We start from the raw sequence: 16,936 nt of genomic DNA on the forward strand, positions 1-16,936 counted from the left end.
TGCTGCTGACGTTGGAGAATTGCCGCGCGAGCGTCGCCGAGCTGGTCGACGCCATCGGACAGCTGGATCAATGGGTCTCGAATGACCATGATGCACTGCTTGCGGAGTGACTGCGGGGTGGCCGGATTTGTGGGGATACCTCAGGGACGTACCACCATTCTTCGCGTGATCTCAGCCCAAATCCCAGCGGCTCGACAGGCGCATCGAAGCCGGCGAATCGCCCGATACCGGCGTCGCGCATGACGACGCAGGCAAAGGCGTTTTTGGGCAGCATGGCGCCGATGGCGGATTTGGTGTGGTAGATAACGCGATACGTTACATGCCAGTGATGCGCTCGAAGCCGTCGCTTTTCGCCGCTTTCTTGTCGAAGGTGAGTACGGTTTCGCAGCCGGCGAGGCGCGCACTCTGGTCGATGAGCAAGTCCGGCAGGTCGATGGTGTTGGCGGTGGCACGTGACAGCATCCTTTGCACGGCACTGCGGTGCTCGAACTGCAAGACGGGCAGCAATAACAGATCGCCCAAGACATCGATTAATTCAGCGCGCTGGATCTTATAGGCCGATTCGAGAACCCAGATCGTTTCGAGCAACACCAGCAGTGCACGAAAAGGCTTGCGCGTTGCTTGTCGGCACTGGAAAAAATGCCGCGGACTATCTGGGCCTGCGCTGGACCGTCATTGACCGAGAAGCGCACCAGCACGTTGGTATCGATGGCCTTCATGCGTCGCTCTGGGTGACCCGATGCCGGATAGCGGCATCCATGTCTTCTGGCGAGAGCGCCTGTTGCCCGTGCTTGTGGAGGCGTCCGAAGAGCTCATCCACACGTCGCGTGACTGGCCGCAACAGCACTTTCCCCTGTTCGGTCAGCTTAAAGTCGATCCGGTCTCCGCTGTGCAGCAACAACTCTTGACGAATCTCCTTGGGAATGGTGATTTGCCCTTTGCTGGTGATCGTTGCCACGGCCATACGCACTCCCCTTACTTTTTGACTACACCTTACTTGATGGTGAGGGGCCGCGGGTCGACCGTCAATCGCAGTTACGACGCTTCTCCCTCGCTCCCACACTCCAGCGTGTGAGCAAGTGGTGACGTGCCAGCGTCGCTTCGCCGACAGGGCGTCGATCATCGCTTGGCTCGGCGTCCCGCTGCAAGCTGGACAAGCGACGCGCAGGCCACCAAGGCTGGCGCGGGATTCGGTGGACTTCGCTCTCGCTCGTCCACCCTACCGGTCCAACTGACGATCGAGGCCGCCGACAGGCACCACTGGAGCGGTGCGAGGGCATTCCCACGCAGGATGTCAAAACCCTCTTCGGCTAGGAAGACCACAGCGACCTGCTCATCGACCTCCTCAGTACCCTGCTCGGCGAGGAGCTGAGCGCACCCGTCACGGCCGTCGATATGTCGATGAAGGTTTGCATGATGGAGTCTCCACTCGGGCGTTCTTCGAGCAGGGTGCGTACGTCGGCTTCGGCGACCCGGCGCGTGCCTTGGACATACTGGCGCAGCAGTGATTCCAGGATGTCCAAGGCGCCTGGCTGGTCGATGACCTGCTCGATCAGGGCGAGGCGCTCGCGCAGGCGCTCGATGGGTTGCTCATCATAAGATGTGCCCAAGGGCCAGCAGGACCAGCCGGGTGAGCACCGCGCCTTTGATCGCGGCGCTGGTGCGCACTGAGCTCGTCTCGGGAGGCAGCGCGGTGCGGGAGAGCCAACCCACAAGGCCAGGGTGGAACGGTCTTCAAGCGTGGCCCCGGCGGCAGCGACTCGCGCGGCGGAGGAAGGCAATCTTTTCGAATGGTCAACTGCGCCGTCTTAAAGCGCTTGGGCGGGCCCGCACGCTTGCCACCACCGCCACGCCTGATTGAGAAATCAGCACTCGACTGCGCAGCGCATTGAAATACTTGGCACGCTTCTTAGCCTCAGCAGGTCGCAAGCAATTCTCGAGCTTGATAACGGAGACTGCCGAGCCCAGGCATCGATCCAGCATGATAGGGATTCGCATTTCGATTATCATTCCCATATAGACCCGAGACCGGGCTCGCGCCCAGGCCTTGCGACGGCGTCCCCACCCAAGGGCAGACTGTCGCGCGGGGCGCTTTGGACGACATCCCAGGTCCGAGCCCGGCGTTCCACCGAACCCCAAGTCTCAAGAGAGGAGTCCAAGTATCGTGCGCTCGAAATCCAAGATCTTCGCCGTTCTCGCGCTGCTCGCGGCGCTGCTCCCAGCCGCGGGGGCCTTCGCGGACGAGGTGAACATCTATTCCTCGCGCAAGGAGGCGCTCATCAAGCCGCTGCTCGATCGCTTCACCGAGCAGACGGGAATCGCCGTCAACCTGGTCACGGGAAAGGACGGCGCGCTGCTCCAGCGCCTCAAGAGCGAGGGCATGAATTCGCCAGCAGACCTGCTCATCACGGCCGACGCCGGAAACCTCTACCGCGCCAAGGCGGCGGGCGTTACTCAGCCCTTCGTCTCCGAGGCGCTGACCGCCAGCATCCCGGAGACCTATCGCGACCCTGAGGGGCATTGGGTGGGCCTGACCCTGCGCGCCCGCCCCATCCTCTATGCCAAGGACCGAGTGGACCAGAAGACGCTCTCGACCTACGAGGCCCTGGCCGATCCCGCCTTCAAGGGACGCATCTGCATTCGCTCCTCCGACAATATCTACAACCAATCCCTGGTCGCCTCGCTGATCGCGGCGGATGGGCTCGAGGCGACGGAGACCTGGGCCAAGGGCCTGGTCGCCAACCTGGCGCGCCCCCCGAAGGGCGGCGATCGCGACCAGATCAAGGCCGCCGCGGCCGGCGAGTGCGATCTCGCCGTCGCCAACACCTACTACCTCGCGGGCATGCTCAAGAGTCAGGACCCAGCCGAGCGCGCGGCCGCCGAGGCCGTGGCGGTCTTCTGGCCCAATCAGGACGGGCGTGGCACCCATGTGAACATCAGCGGGGCCGCGGTCACCGCTTCCGCGAAGCACAAGGAGGCGGCGGTCGCGCTGGTCGAGTTTCTCGCGACCCCGGAGGCCCAAGCCTGGTACGCGGAGGCGAATGGCGAGTACCCGGTAGGTGAGGGCGTCGCCCTCAGTCCCACGCTCGCCGGCTGGGGTCCCTTCAAGGCCGACGACCTCAACCTCGGCCGCTTGGGCGAGCTGAATGCCGAAGCCGTGCGGCTGATGGACCGCGCCGGATGGCGCTGAGGTCGGGCACTTGAGTCCACGCCCATGAGCAGCGCCACGGCGCCCGAAGCAGTACGGCCGGAGGCGACGCCATCCGCCAAGCCGAGCACGACCGGCAGCTCCCGCCGGTCCGAGGGCCGTCTCTGGTCGGCCGGCAGCGTCGGCCTGGCGCTGCTGATGGCCGTCCCCGTGCTGGTGATCCTGGGCTTCGTGCTGGTCCCCGCGGGCGACTCCTGGCGACATCTGGCCGCGACGGTGCTGCCGGGCTATGTCGCGAATTCGCTCCTGCTGATGCTCGGTGTCGCGCTCGGCACCCTCATCGGCGGCGTCGGCACGGCCTGGCTGACCAGCATGTGTCAGTTTCCGGGCCGTGGCCTGCTCGAATGGGCGCTCCTGCTGCCCATGGCGATGCCGGCCTACATCATCGCCTACACCTACACGGGGATGCTGGATTACGCCGGGCCGCTGCAGACCGCACTGCGCGCGCTGACGGGCTGGGGCTATGGCGACTACTGGATGCCAGAGGTCCGGTCGCTGGCGGGGGCCGCAGTCATGCTGTCGCTCGTCCTCTATCCCTACGTCTATCTGCTCACGCGTGCCGCCTTCCTCGGCCAGTCCATCTGCGTGCTGGACGTCAGCCGCACGCTCGGCAGCGGTCCCTGGCAATCCTTCTATCGGGTGGCGCTGCCCCTGGCCAGGCCGGCGATCGTCGCCGGCCTGTCCCTGGCGCTCATGGAGACCCTGGCGGACTATGGGACGGTCAAGTATTTCGGCGTCCAGACCTTCACCACCGGCATCTTTCGCACCTGGTACGGGCTGGGCGACACGGCGGGCGCAGCCCAGCTCTCCGCCTTGCTGCTCGGACTGGTCATCGTCCTCGTCGCCTTGGAGAAGGGCTCGCGCCGCCATGCCCGCTACCATCATACGAGTCAGCGTCATCAGGCGATCCGCCGTCATCGCCTGCATGGCTGGCGCGCGGCGCTGGCACTGACCTTCTGCGCACTGCCGGTGCTGCTCGGTTTCCTAATACCGGCGGGACAGCTCGGCATCTGGGCGTTGACCGTCGCCGAGGAGGCCTATGACGCGCGCTTCCTGAGGCTGACCCTGAACAGCCTGGGCCTCGCCGCCGCGGCCGCCCTGCTGGCGCTGGGCCTCGCGCTCCTGCTCGGTTACGCGAAACGGCTCCACCCAAGCCCTGCCGTGCTGGCCTCGGTGAGGCTCGCCGGGCTCGGCTACGCGCTGCCCGGAACCGTGATCGCCATCGGGGTCATCATCCCCTTCGCCTGGCTGGACAACAGCATCGACGCCTGGATGCGCGCCACCTTCGGGGTCTCGACCGGGCTGCTGCTCAGCGGCACCCTCGCTGCCCTCCTCTTCGCCTACCTGGTGCGTTTCCTCGCGGTCTCGCTCCAGACCGTCGAGGCGGGGCTCGGCAAGATCCGCCCTTCCACGGACGATGCCGCGCGGGCTCTCGGGCTGCGACCCGCGGGCGTCCTCTGGCGGGTTCATGTTCCGCTGCTGCGCGGCACCCTCTTGACGGCTGCCCTCCTGGTCTTTGTCGACGTCCTCAAGGAGCTGCCGGCGACCCTCATCCTGAGGCCGTTCAACTTCAACACGCTCGCCGTCCGCGCCTTCGAGCTGGCTTCCGACGAGCGCCTGGCCGACTCGGCCCCGGCCGCGCTCATGATCGTCGGCGCCGGACTCATCCCCGTCATCTTGCTCAGCAGATCCATTACCAGCTCACGCCATGTCCAAACGCCTTGAAGTCGAAGCCGTCCGCATCGCCTATGAGGGGCGGACCATCGTCCAGGAGACGACCTTCGCCCTGGACGAAGGGGTGATCGGCTGCCTCCTCGGGCCGAGCGGCTGCGGCAAGACGACCCTGCTGCGCGCCATCGCGGGCTTCGAGCCCATCACACAGGGCGAGATCCGACTGCACGGCCAGCGGGTCTCGACACCCGGCTGGACCCTGGCGCCCGAGCGCCGGCGGGTCGGCATGGTCTTCCAAGACTTCGCGCTCTTCCCACATCTGACGGTGGCGGACAATGTCGGCTTCGGGCTCAGGCAGCTCACGAGCCGAGAGCGCCGAGACCGCGTCGCCGCGCTGTTGCGACTCGTCGGCATGGAGCAGGCCAAGCGGCGCTATCCGCACGAGCTGTCCGGCGGCATGCAGCAGCGTGTCGCCCTGGCACGGGCCATGGCGCCAAGGCCGGAGATCCTGCTGCTGGACGAGCCCTTCTCGAGCATGGACGCCGCGCTGCGCGAGCAGCTGGCGCGTGAAGTGCGCGATGTCCTGGAGCGCGAAGGGGTCACCGCCCTCTTGGTTACCCATGACCAGCTCGAGGCCTTCGCCATGGCCGACCGCATCGGCGTCCTCAGTCAGGGCGAGATCCAGCAATGGGCCAGCGCCTTCGAGCTCTACCATCAGCCCGCCAACCGCCTGGTCGCCGACTTCATCGGGCAGGGCGCGTTCCTACCGGCCGAGCCCGTGGACGCGCACAGCGTGATGACCGAGCTCGGACGCCTCTCGAGCGCATCCGGCCATGACCTGAATCCAGGCACCCCCGCCGAGGCACTGATTCGACCCGACGACCTGGTAGACGACCCCGCAAGCCAGATTCGGGCGAGCGTCATCGAGCGCGCCTTCCGCGGCGCCGAGTACCTCTACCGGCTGAGGCTCCCAAGCGGCAGCGAGGTGCTCTGTCTCTTGCCCAGCCATCACCAATATGCGCCGGGCGCGGACATCGGACTGCGGCTCGAGGCCAAGCACCTGGTGGTCTTTGCGAGCCGCGACAGGGGCTGAGAAGACGACGGCAGGCCTGTATTCCAGCAATCTCCGAGCACGAAGGCGAATTCCGAGAATCCTCGTACCAGTCGCCTGCAAGCAAGTCGCCCGCAAGCGGGCTCCTACAAAGACGGCGCCGTAGGAGCCCGCTTGCGGGCGATCCTGGGGCGTAGGCGGAAAAATGACCGCCGGAGAGCATCCTGCCCTCATCCCGTCACGCATTTCCTGACTGTGAAAGGCTGGTAGGAAGATTTCGAGAAATCGGCTGAGGTGGCGGTGTCCGGCTCCGGCGCTGAGGAAGAGTCCGGACACCCCGGCGGGATACCGCGTGATTCCTGGTGTTGATCCCACGCCTCGCGGCAACGACCTAGCTCGCAACGGGTCGGCGCATGCACTCGGCCCAGCCAAGCCAGTCAACCGTGAGAACCGCGCAGCGGCGCACCCATACGAGGACTATCCTATGGATTATGCGACCTTCAAAGGCCTACAGGCCCTGCTCTTCTTCGGCAGCGCGATGGGATTTTGCATCTGGCAGCTCGCCGCGATCCGGCGTCTGAGGCAGGCGCCCTCGCCCTCAGCACAGGATGCCTCTCAGCAGCGGACGACGGCCCGCACCTCCGAGCAGGGCGAGTAGCGCGCTCCAGGCTGAGCTGTGATCTCATCTTGGAGATGGGCGGCATCAGAGCTGGGAGTGTCGGCCTCCAGGCCGACAGATGTTGACCTGGAGGTCAACACTCCCAGCAGAGCCCGTTCCCGCAGCGCAGGGAGGAACGCAATACTGGTCGAGCCCGGCCAGGCGTTGAAGATCTGAATCAGGAACGCTCAGATGGATCGTCGAGCCCTCATCAAATTGATCGGAGCCGGGGTCGTGACCGCGACCACCCGGCCGCTAGGCGCTGCAGCCCTCACCAGTCCGCGCTTGATCGCCAAGCCCATCCCGTCGACCGGCGAGCCCCTGACCGTGATCGGCATGGGCACCTGGCAGACCTTCAACGTGGGCAGCGACCAGCCGCTCAGAGACGCGCGCACCAGCGTGCTGCAGGCGTTCTTCGCCGCTGGAGGGCAGCTGGTCGACTCCTCTCCCATGTACGGCTCGTCTCAAGACGTCGTCGGCGATGCGCTCGACCGGCTCGGGCACCCGGAGCGGCTCTTCTCCGCCGACAAGGTTTGGACGCGCGACGGGGACGAGACCCGGGCGCAGACCACAGTCTCCGCCGCGAAATGGCGGATCGGCCGCTTCGACCTCATGCAGATCCACAACCTGCTGAGCTGGGAGGCCCACCTCGAAAGGCTCGCCGAGATGAAGGCGCAGGGCGAGGTGCGCTACATCGGCGTCACCACCTCGCACGGCCGGCGCCACCTGGAGCTGGAGCAGGTGATGCGCGGGAACGCCCTGGATTTCGTGCAGCTGACCTACAACCCCGCGGACCGCGAGGTCGAGGCCCGGCTCCTGCCGCTTGCCCGCGAGCACGGCATGGCCGTCATCGCCAACCGCCCCTTCCGTGGCGGCGGCCTGGTCGACCGCCTCCAGCGCCGTGGCGGCCCGCTGCCGGGCTGGGCCGGCGAGATCGGCTGCCACAACTGGCCGCAGCTGGTGCTCAAGTGGATCGTCTCCCACCCGGCGGTCACCTGCGCCATCCCGGCCACGAGCCGCGTCGATCACATGCGGGAGAACATGGGCGCCGCGGTCGGCGAGCTGCCCGACGAGGCGCTCCGGGCACGGATGCTCGAGGCCATCCAGACCGCCTAGCCCGCGTATGGGAGAGCTCGAGACCTATGCGCTGATCGACTTCATCCCCTTCGAGGCCGAGGCCTACTTTCGCCTCTTCGCCCGACAGAACCTAAGCATCTGGCCCTCGCAGCTCCTGACGCTGCCGCTCGGGCTGCTCGCGCTCTGGCTTGCCTGGCGCGGTCGAGCCCGCCCGCTCGGCATCCTGCTCGGCCTGTGCTGGATCTGGGTCGGGATCAGCTTTCACTTGAGGCTCTATGCCGAGCTGAGCTGGGCGGCCACCTATGTGGGCTGGGCCTTCATCGTCGCGGGGCTCTTGCTCATGGCGCTCGCCCTGCCGATCGGCGCCCGGACGGCCCGGACCTCAGGGCTCGGGACGAAGTTTCTGGGCGGAATCGGGCTGGGGCTATCGGGCCTGGCGCTCTACCCACTGATGCCACTGGTCACGCAGCTGTCCTGGCAAGAAGCCCAAGTCTTCGGCGTCGCCCCGGATGCGACGACGCTGGTCACGCTCGGATGTCTGCTGATGACAGGCCGGCCGACCTGGCCGCTCGCCATCCTTCCCTTGGCGTGGTGCTGCGCCAGCGGTGCGACCTGGCTCGCGCTCGGCTGGATGCCTGGCTTGCTGCTGCCGGTCGGGGGATTGATCTTCATCGCCCTCGCGCTCTGGCCCAGCTTCGAACGGCCTGCGCCAGCGCGCAGCGTCAGCGAGCTTGAACCGAGCGCCAGGCGCGGTGAAACCTGCTTCTTGGACCGCACCTTGACTCGACCCGATACCGCCGGAGCCCGCCATGAGCCTGAATCCTAACGCCGCCCTCCTTCCACTGATCGCCGTCCTCCTCGTCACGCCCCAGCTCGCCTCATCCGAAGCCAAGGTGGTGGAGACAGCCTATGGCGAGCCCAAGGTCGTCATGGACTTCTACCTGGACGATCCCGTCAAGATCAATTCGGCGCTCTACTGGATTCGCTCCCTCATGAATCCGCTCATGGAGGCGCCCTACGACTACGCGCCCGAATTCATGGACATCCTGGTGGTCATCCACGGCACCGAGGTGGTCGCGACGGTGAAGCACAACTACGAGAAGTACAGGGACGCCGTGGAGCGCATGAAGTACTACGCCTCACTCGGGGTGAAGTTCAAGGTCTGCGGCATCGCCGCGCGGGACTATGGCTACCAGACCAAGGACTTCTACGACTTCATCGAGATCGTCCCCTCCGCCATCACCGAGCTCGCCCACTGGCAGCTCCAGGGCTATGCCCTGATCACGCCCAAGATCATGATCAAGCAGCACGCCATCGAGGACATCCGTTAGAGGCGCGGGCCTTGCTCATCAGTCGGGAGGGTGGACGAGCACGAGAGACTGTGAGAGTAATCCAAGCGCACCGCGCAGATCGCAGATTGCTGTAGGTTGGGCCGACGCAGGGGGGCCGACAATCAAAGCGTTAGGCTAGCCGCCATGTTGGGCTTCGTACCTCAGCCCAACCTACGCAGAATTTCTTCACAGTCTCACGAGCGAAGTCCACAGAATCCCGCGCCGGCCCGGTGGACTGCGCTGCGCTTGTCCAAGGGAGACAACTGGCCGACACCATGATCGCCGCCGAGGCGCGCCCAAGCGTCCAGGTCGGCACTCGGCCGGGTCGGGCGATCCTCGCATGCCCTTCGGGAGCCGGATCCTGCATACTTCCGGGTCAACCAAGAACAGGCTCCGGGACGGACCGGACGTTCATAGACGAGACCCAGAATGGCGAAACAGTACCCACTGATCCTGGTCGATGCCTCCGGCTACCTCTTCCGTGCCTACCATGCCCTGCCCAAGCTGACCAACTCCAAGGGCGAGCCGACCGGTGCCCTGGTGGGCGTGCTCAACATGCTGCGCAAGCTCATCGAGGAGCACCGGCCGGAGTACATCGGCGTAGTCTTCGACGCCTCCGGCAAGAGCTTCCGCAACGACCTCTACGCCGACTACAAGGCCAACCGCCCGGAGATGCCGGACGACCTGCGCCAGCAGATCCAGCCGTTGCAGGACATCATCAAGGCCATGGGTCTACCCCTCTTGGTCGTGCCGGAGGTCGAGGCGGACGACGTCATCGGGACCCTGGCCACCCAAGCGGCCGAGCAGGGCATGGCGACGCTCATCTCGACCGGCGACAAGGACATGGCCCAGCTGGTCGACGCGCACGTCACCCTGGTCAACACCATGAGCGACACCCTGCTCGACCCCGTAGGCGTCAAGGAGAAGTTTGGGGTCCCGCCGGAGCGCATCGTCGACTATCTCAGCCTCATGGGGGACAGCGTCGACAACATCCCCGGCGTACCCAAGTGCGGCCCCAAGACGGCGGCCAAGTGGATCCATGAGCATGGAGATCTCGATGGGGTTATCGCCAATGCCGAGAGCATCAAGGGCAAGGTGGGCGAGAACCTGCGCGCCATGCTGGACCAGCTGCCGCTCTCGCGCGCGCTGACGACCATCAAGCGCGATGTCGCGCTGGACCTGACCCCCACGGATCTGAAGCCGGCCTCGGCGGACGTGGAGACCCTGCGGACCTGGTACCAGCGGATCGAATCGCGCCGGCTGCTGGGCACCCTGGAGGGCGGCACGGCAGAGGGCTCCGCGCCCGGCGGCACCGATGCGGCCGCGCCAGCGCAGACCGCCTACGACCTCGTCCTCACCCAAGACGCCTTCGACCTCTGGGTCGCGCGCATCGAGGCCGCCGAGCTCTTCGCCTTCGACACCGAGACCACGGATCTCGACTACATGCGCGCCGAGCTGGTGGGCCTGTCGTTCGCCATCGAGCCCGGCGCGGCCGCCTATGTCCCCGTGGCACACAGCTATCCAGGCGCGCCGGACCAGCTCGACCGCGACCAGGTGCTGGCGCGGCTCAAGCCACTGCTGGAGGACCCCGACAAGGCCAAGGTGGGCCAGAACCTCAAGTACGACATGAGCGTCCTGGCGCGCTACGGCATCGCCATGCGCGGCGTGGATCACGACACCATGCTCGAGAGCTATGTGCTCGACAGCACGGCGACCCGGCACGACATGGACTCGCTCGCCAAGCGCTACCTGGACCATGACACCGTCCACTTCGAGGACATCGCCGGCAAGGGCGTCAAGCAGCTGACCTTCGACCAGATCGCGCTGGACCAGGCGGGTCACTACGCGGCCGAGGACGCGGACGTCACCCTGCGGCTGCACCGCCACCTGTGGCCGAAGCTGGAGGCGACGCCATCCCTCGCCGGCCTCTACCAAGGGATCGAGATCCCCCTGGTCGGCATCCTCTCGCGCATGGAGCGCACCGGCGTGCGCATCGACAGCGATCAGCTGGCCCAGCAGAGCCAGGAGCTGGCGGAGCGCATCCTAGAGCTGGAGACCCAGGCCTACGTGGTCGCCGGCCGGCGCTTCAACATGGGCTCGCCCAAGCAGATCGGGGCCATCTTCTTCGAGGAGCTGGGCCTGCCCGTCATCGCCAAGACCCCCAAGGGCGCGCCCTCAACCTCGGAGGACGTGCTCGAGCAGCTGGCCGCGCAGGGCCATGACCTGCCGGAGATCATCCTCAAGTACCGGGGGCTCTCCAAGCTCAAGTCGACCTACACGGACAAGCTGCGGCAGATGATCAATCCCGAGACCGGCCGCGTGCACACCTCCTATCATCAGGCCGTCGCGGCCACCGGACGCCTGTCCTCCAGCGACCCCAACCTGCAGAACATCCCCATCCGGACCGAGGAAGGACGGCGCATCCGCCGCGCCTTCGTCGCCGAGCCGGGCTACCGCGTGGTGGCCGCGGACTATTCGCAGATCGAGCTACGCATCATGGCCCACCTCTCCGGCGACCAGCGCCTGCTCGACGCCTTCGCGAGCGGTCAGGACATCCACCGCGCCACCGCCGCCGAGATCCTCGGCCTGCCGCCGGAGGAGGTCAGCAGCGAGCAGCGCCGCTCCGCCAAGGCCATCAACTTCGGGCTCATCTATGGCATGTCGGCCTTCGGACTGGCGCGCCAGCTCGGCATCGCGCGCGGCGAGGCCCAGGAGTACGTCGACCGCTACTTCCACCGCTATCCGGGCGTCAAGGACTTCATGGAGCGCACCCGGGCACAGGCGCACGACGACAAGTACGTGGAGACGCTCTTCGGCCGCCGGCTCTACCTCGCCGACATCAACCACAGCAACCAAGGCCGGCGGGCCGCCGCCGAGCGAACCGCCATCAACGCCCCCATGCAGGGCACGGCCGCGGACATCATCAAGCGCGCCATGATCGCCGTGGATCAATGGCTCCAGTCAGAGAATCCGCCGGTGCGCATGATCATGCAGGTGCACGACGAGCTGGTCTTCGAGGTCGCGGAGGATGCGCTCGAAGACGCCAGCGCCCGGATTCGCAACGCCATGGAAGGCGCGGCCGAGCTCGCCGTCCCCCTGCTCGTCGACATCGGCGTCGGCGAGAACTGGGATGCAGCGCACTGATTTGGTAAGGAACTAAGCTAAATTCTTAAAGTCAGAGAAACTGAGCGAAACGGGGCTGTCCATCTTCCCCCTGGATGACAGTCCCAAGCCCCGGTAGCCCCAAGCCGGGGAAGCGTTCCCCCGAGGTCCCTACCCCCGGACCTCGGGGGTTTCTTTTTTCAGCCTCCAGCCTCCAGCCTCCAGCCTCCAGCCTCCAGCCTCCAGCCTCCAGGGCTTCGACGTCTGGACGCGCTTTCAGTGCATGCCTGGCAGCTCACGTGCTCTCAGCCCGATGCCGAGGCGAGGGCGCGCCGCTCCGAGCCGAGCAGACGTGTGAAGCTGTCGATCGGAATCGGCCTGCTGTAGAGGAAGCCTTGCGCGAGGTCGCAGCCGGCTTGACGCAGGAAGTCCGCCTGCTCCGGCCGCTCCACTCCCTCGGCCAGTACCGTGAGTCCCAGCCCTTGCCCCATGGCGATGATGGCCCGAGTCAGCTCGGCGTCTGCCTGGGTCTCCAGGACACCTGCGATGAAGCTGCGGTCGATCTTGAGCACCCGGAAGGGAAAGCGCCTGAGGTAGCTGAGCGCGGAGTAGCCGGTACCGAAGTCGTCGAGCGAGAGATGCACCCCCATCCCATCCAAGGTGGCGAGCAGCTCGGCGATATCCGCGCGATCCTCCAGGAGAACGCCTTCCGTGATCTCGAGCTCGAGCAGGGTCGGCGCCAGCTCGGAGAGCGCGAGGGCATGCTCGATGCACTCCAGGAACTCATGAGGCGATTGCAGCTGAAGGGACGAGACGTTGACGGCGACCCGGCAGGGCGCGGTCGATTGCCAAGCCGCTGCGCTCAGGCAGGCAGTCCGCAGAATCCAGGCGCCCAGTTTGCGGATCAAGCCCGCCTCCTCGGCGATGGGGATGAACCGCGCCGGCGACACGGGTCCGAGCTCGGCACTGGTCCAGCGCAGCAGGGCCTCCGCCGCGACGGGCTGCCCGCTGCGCAGATCGATGAGAGGCTGGAAGAGCAGCTGCAGCTCGTCCCGATCGGCGGCCGTGCGCAGCAAGCTCGCGATCTCGAGACTTTCCTTGGCGCGCTGGTCGAGCCCTTGCTTGTAGCTGCAGACGACGCCCTGCCCGGAGGACTTGGCCTGCTTCATGGCGAGGTCCGCATGCTTGAGCAGCTCTTCCGCCGTATTCAAATCGCGCACGCCGACCGCGCAGCCGACGCAGGCGGTCAGAAAGATCTCGCGATCCTCGACCAGGAAAGGCCGATCCAGGGTTTGCAGGACGCGCTGGGCGAGCAGCTCGATCTCGCCCACGTCGGCGAGATCGGGAAAGATGAGCAGGAATTCGTCCGCGGCGAGCCGAGCCAGGGTGTCGGCATCGGCGAGCAGCGGCTTGATCCGCTCGGCGACCTGCTTCAGGACAGCGTCCCCGGCGGCATGTCCCAGGCTGTCGTTGATGCGCTTGAAATGGTCCAAGTCGAGATAGAGCAGGACGACGCTCTGCCCCTGGCGCAAGGCACGCCTGAGCGCCTGGCTCAAGCGATCGAGCGCCAGGGCGCGGTTCGGCAGTCCGGTCAGGGCGTCATAATTCGTCTGGTACATGAGAAGACGCTCGGACTCCTCGCGGCGCTCGATCTCGCGCAGCAGCCGCGCATTGTGGCGGCTCAGCCGCAGCCGCTGCTGCCGCTCGACCTCCATGCGCGTATAGAGCACCAGATTCTGGGAGTGGAAGCGCAGGATCAGGACGCCACCGATCAGGAGGGCGATCGCCATGCCGACGAATCCCGCGAGGAGCCAGCCCGACGTCAAGATCCGGCTCTCGGTCCCAGCGGGCATGAGATCGACGAGCTGAAAAGGCGCCCCCTGCACCAGCACCCGCTGACGCTCGAGCGCCTGCTCCTCCGACGACAAGACCTGCCCAAGCGGGAGGGCGTGGTAGCGACGGCCTTCCGCTGCGCCCGGGTCGAGTCCGAGCAGCGCGGAGAGCGCGGCCTGCTCGTCGATCCAGGCCACCAGGGTGCCGCGCGTCCTGCCCTTGATGACGACGGGCGCCTGGACCAAGACATCGCCGCGATGCCCAGGGGCCGCTGCGAGCACCTGGATCTCGGCTGAGTCGCCCGGGCTCCGCGCCAGCGCTTCGAGCCCACCCGGCCGCCCCTCGGCCGTGTCGACGAGGGTCGCGCCGTCCGCGTCCAGGAGCGCGATGCGCCTGTAGACGGGACGGCCCTCGACGCGGCGGTCATCGATCAGCCTCAGAGCCGCGTCGCGAGCCCCGAGCAGGCTCGCGCGCAGCCCGTACTCCATGGACATCCCGAGATCGCGATTGGCGAAAAAGGTCGTCATCAAGCGGCTGCGCGCCAGATTCGCCAGGTCGGTCCGACGCTCGGCGTAGAAATAGCCGAGTGCAGTCGCGCGCAGCTCCAGCTCGAGGGTCTGGCGCGCCTCGGCGGATGCGATGAGCTGACGCTGGGCGAGATAGGTCGTACCGAGCAGGATCGCGACATAGACGCAGAGCGCCAGCCCGCCCAGCACCAGCAATGCGCGACGCCGCAGACCCCGCGCCTTGGCCTTGGCGTAATCGTCGTAAGAAAGGTCTGGCAGCTGGCTACTCAAAGAAATCCCCGTAGTAGCGGAAGACTGCCGGATAGTACTCGCGCACCATCTCTCGATAGCGGCCGCTAAGTTTCAGATCGGCGAAATAGGCATTGAAGGCCTCGCGCAAGCGCGGGGCGTCCTTGGGGAAGGCCGGTGCCATGAACTGACGCCCGGAGATGGGACCGATGACCTTGATCCGTCCCGGCCACCGCTCGAGCGCGATCAGGGCATCGGGCACATCCAGCATGGTGGCCTCGGCATCCGCATTGAGGATGGCGGGCACCAGCTCGTTGAGCTTGCGCTCGGGCGGCTGCAAGCGGATATCGGCGCCCGTCGCCGACATCCGATAGAGCTGAGGATCCAGGCAGGTATTCGGCACCGCGAGCAGGGTCCGCCCCGGTAGGAGGGTCCGAACCTGCTGAATGTCCGACTGCAAGCGCCCCGTGGGCCTGATGGGACTCATCGTCGAATCCGCTCGCGCCACCAGCCAGACACCGGTCGGAAAGGTGGGTATCCCGAAGTCGACCACCTGGCGACGCCAGTCGAGCATCGTCATCCCGCTCGCGATGAGGTCCCCGCGCACCTGGGCCTCGCCCAGCCAGGCGACGCCGTCGTCCGAGCGCGCCGCGTTGCGGCCGGTCAAGTCGCCGAAGACCGTCGCCCAGGTCGAGGGTACGAAGGCGTACTCGAGCCCCAGGAACTGCGCGAAGCCTTCGATGACCTCGAGATCGAGGCCGCCACCGGCGCCGGTCACGAAATTGGCGTAGGGAATACCGAGGTGACGCAAGACGCCGTCGGCGCGGATCTCCGGGAGATCTCGGGCGGAGGCTCCGATCGAGACCAGCAAGCAGCAAAGTAAGGGGAGCAAACGCGGCATGCGGATCTCCTTGTCACATCCAAAACGACAGCATGTCTCGGGAATGCCGAGCCGATGCCGCCCTGAGGCCAGCATCGGCTCGCGACCCAAAGTCCTGCACAGGTCGCCCGTCGTCTCACAGTCGAAGCGCTCGGGAGGCAAGCAGCCCACAAGCGGAAGCACCCAACACCGCCGGCTGTGCCGCCAACATTTTGTCACAAGATAGCAGCCGAGCAGAGGCGTCGTACGCCTCTGCGGCGCTCAAGCCGATAGAGATGCTCTCGGTCAAGCCAACTTGCGCGTCAGCCTGCATGCTATTCGCTAGCTCGTCCGTCTTGCTGTGATGGAGTCCTCGGGCTCTCCTGAAACCGCGGCGCGTTGCGAGCCCGGCCATCTTCGGCGTATAAGCAAAGCATTGAGAACTTCGATCGCCTTGGCGCGCCATGGTCCACCGGGCTCGCCATGCCTGCCCCGAGGAGGCGCCCTGTCGGTGAGTCCAGCCAAGATCAAAGACACCCCCACAACCGCACCGCAGGCGCAAGCCGCAACGCCAGCCAAGCGCCGCTTCAGTCTCGACCGGCTGGTGATCCTCGACGCCGACGGAACCACCGTCGACGCCTTCGCAGCCATCGCGGACACATTTTCCCACCATGGCATGCAGCTCGGCGAGCTCGCCAAGTTCCAGAAACGCCGCCATCTATTCAAGTACCTGGGGGGCGTCAAGGAGATCCCGAACAACCTCCGCAAACAGCTCGGCAAGCAACAGCGCAAGGCGCTCATCGAGACGCTCACCCAGGTCTACCGCGAGGAGGCCCGTCTCTTTCCGGGCATCGCGGAGCTAGTTCAGGCATTGATCGCGGCGCCCCGGGTTAGGGTCGGGATGGTGACCCGCAACATCACCCACCAGCCGGTCGAGACCCTGCGCAGTCTCTTCAAACGGCATGGTATCGATACCGGCGAGCTCGACTTCGTCATCCACGTCCCGCTAAGGCGGGAAAAGACCGAGCACTTCCGCGCCACGCGCGAGCACTTCGAGATCAGCCCCGCCTGGTCCTACGTCTGCGGCGACGAGCGCAAGGACTTCCGCGCCGCGATCGGCGCGGGCATGCACCCCTTCATGGTCTCCTACGGCTTCGAAGACCATCGGCACCTGATGGAGAAGGCCGGCGTACCGGAAGAGCTCATCTCAGACACGCCACAGGAGCTGGCCGCCCGCCTGCTTCACGCGCTCGATCTCGACGCTTGAGTCGCATGCCGCCCCAAGTCCCCCGCAAGCGGGCGGCTACGGCGCCGGGGTGGTATGGGCCCCCGTGGGGGGGGCTCCGCCGGTTTGAGGGGGCCCCACAGGGGTGGGGAAACCCTCTATAGGA

Annotated in this window: 14 protein-coding genes; 9 read left to right on the plus strand and 5 right to left on the minus strand. The window is 66.3% G+C overall.

Features of this window, described 5'->3' with window-relative positions; all coding sequences use genetic code 11:
• Positions 1-315 precede the first annotated feature (315 nt).
• The 3 genes from G3446_RS22790 to G3446_RS22800 form a co-directional block, all read right to left on the minus strand.
• A complete protein-coding gene (locus G3446_RS22790) occupies positions 316-591 on the minus strand; it encodes a PIN domain-containing protein (protein WP_245232695.1) in 276 nt (91 codons plus the stop codon).
• Positions 592-715: 124 nt separating this feature from the next.
• On the minus strand, positions 716-964 hold the full coding sequence (locus tag G3446_RS22795; RefSeq protein ID WP_164455613.1) for an AbrB/MazE/SpoVT family DNA-binding domain-containing protein: 249 nt from the start codon (positions 962-964) through the stop codon (positions 716-718).
• Between the two features lie 346 nt (positions 965-1,310).
• Entirely contained in the window at positions 1,311-1,610 is a 300-nt protein-coding gene (locus G3446_RS22800) for a hypothetical protein (RefSeq protein ID WP_164455615.1), read from the minus strand.
• A gap of 554 nt (positions 1,611-2,164) precedes the next feature.
• Here G3446_RS22800 and G3446_RS22805 point away from each other — a divergent pair.
• The 8 genes from G3446_RS22805 to polA all read left to right on the plus strand — a co-directional run bounded on the left by G3446_RS22805 (position 2,165) and on the right by polA (position 12,140).
• Complete coding sequence (locus G3446_RS22805) at positions 2,165-3,190, plus strand: Fe(3+) ABC transporter substrate-binding protein (protein ID WP_425338424.1); 1,026 nt, start codon at positions 2,165-2,167, stop codon at positions 3,188-3,190.
• Between the two features lie 24 nt (positions 3,191-3,214).
• Positions 3,215-4,933 carry an ABC transporter permease gene (locus G3446_RS22810; protein ID WP_164455617.1) on the plus strand — a complete coding sequence of 573 codons (1,719 nt, stop codon included), beginning with the start codon at positions 3,215-3,217 and terminating at the stop codon, positions 4,931-4,933.
• Entirely contained in the window at positions 4,917-5,972 is a 1,056-nt protein-coding gene (locus tag G3446_RS22815) for an ABC transporter ATP-binding protein (RefSeq protein ID WP_164455620.1), read from the plus strand. Before G3446_RS22810 ends, G3446_RS22815 begins: the two co-directional genes overlap by 17 nt.
• A 442-nt stretch (positions 5,973-6,414) precedes the next feature.
• Positions 6,415-6,588, plus strand: coding sequence for a hypothetical protein (locus G3446_RS22820; RefSeq protein WP_164455622.1), 174 nt, complete (start codon positions 6,415-6,417; stop codon positions 6,586-6,588).
• A 192-nt stretch (positions 6,589-6,780) separates the two neighbouring features.
• On the plus strand, positions 6,781-7,704 hold the full coding sequence (locus tag G3446_RS22825; protein ID WP_164455624.1) for an aldo/keto reductase: 924 nt from the start codon (positions 6,781-6,783) through the stop codon (positions 7,702-7,704).
• Between the two features lie 7 nt (positions 7,705-7,711).
• Positions 7,712-8,491 (plus strand): DUF6064 family protein, encoded by a 780-nt coding sequence (locus G3446_RS22830; RefSeq protein ID WP_164455626.1) that lies wholly within the window; start codon positions 7,712-7,714, stop codon positions 8,489-8,491.
• Complete coding sequence (locus G3446_RS22835) at positions 8,475-8,996, plus strand: DsrE family protein (RefSeq protein ID WP_164455629.1); 522 nt, start codon at positions 8,475-8,477, stop codon at positions 8,994-8,996. The genes G3446_RS22830 and G3446_RS22835 overlap by 17 nt, the downstream gene beginning before the upstream one ends.
• A gap of 429 nt (positions 8,997-9,425) precedes the next feature.
• Positions 9,426-12,140, plus strand: coding sequence for a DNA polymerase I (gene polA / locus G3446_RS22840; protein WP_164455631.1), 2,715 nt, complete (start codon positions 9,426-9,428; stop codon positions 12,138-12,140).
• A 263-nt stretch (positions 12,141-12,403) separates the two neighbouring features.
• Here polA and G3446_RS22845 read toward each other — a convergent pair whose 3' ends face one another.
• Together G3446_RS22845 and G3446_RS22850 are read right to left on the minus strand one after the other, a co-directional pair.
• Complete coding sequence (locus tag G3446_RS22845; protein ID WP_164455633.1) at positions 12,404-14,728, minus strand: putative bifunctional diguanylate cyclase/phosphodiesterase; 2,325 nt, start codon at positions 14,726-14,728, stop codon at positions 12,404-12,406.
• Complete coding sequence (locus G3446_RS22850) at positions 14,721-15,587, minus strand: transporter substrate-binding domain-containing protein (RefSeq protein WP_164455635.1); 867 nt, start codon at positions 15,585-15,587, stop codon at positions 14,721-14,723. Before G3446_RS22850 ends, G3446_RS22845 begins: the two co-directional genes overlap by 8 nt.
• A 469-nt stretch (positions 15,588-16,056) precedes the next feature.
• Here G3446_RS22850 and G3446_RS22855 point away from each other — a divergent pair, with 469 nt between their 5' ends.
• Positions 16,057-16,812, plus strand: coding sequence for an HAD family hydrolase (locus G3446_RS22855; RefSeq protein WP_342450199.1), 756 nt, complete (start codon positions 16,057-16,059; stop codon positions 16,810-16,812).
• The last annotated feature ends 124 nt before the right edge of the window (positions 16,813-16,936 follow it).

It is taken from the genome of Thiorhodococcus minor (genome assembly GCF_010820565.1).
In the GTDB taxonomy this organism is placed as follows: domain Bacteria; phylum Pseudomonadota; class Gammaproteobacteria; order Chromatiales; family Chromatiaceae; genus Thiorhodococcus; species Thiorhodococcus minor.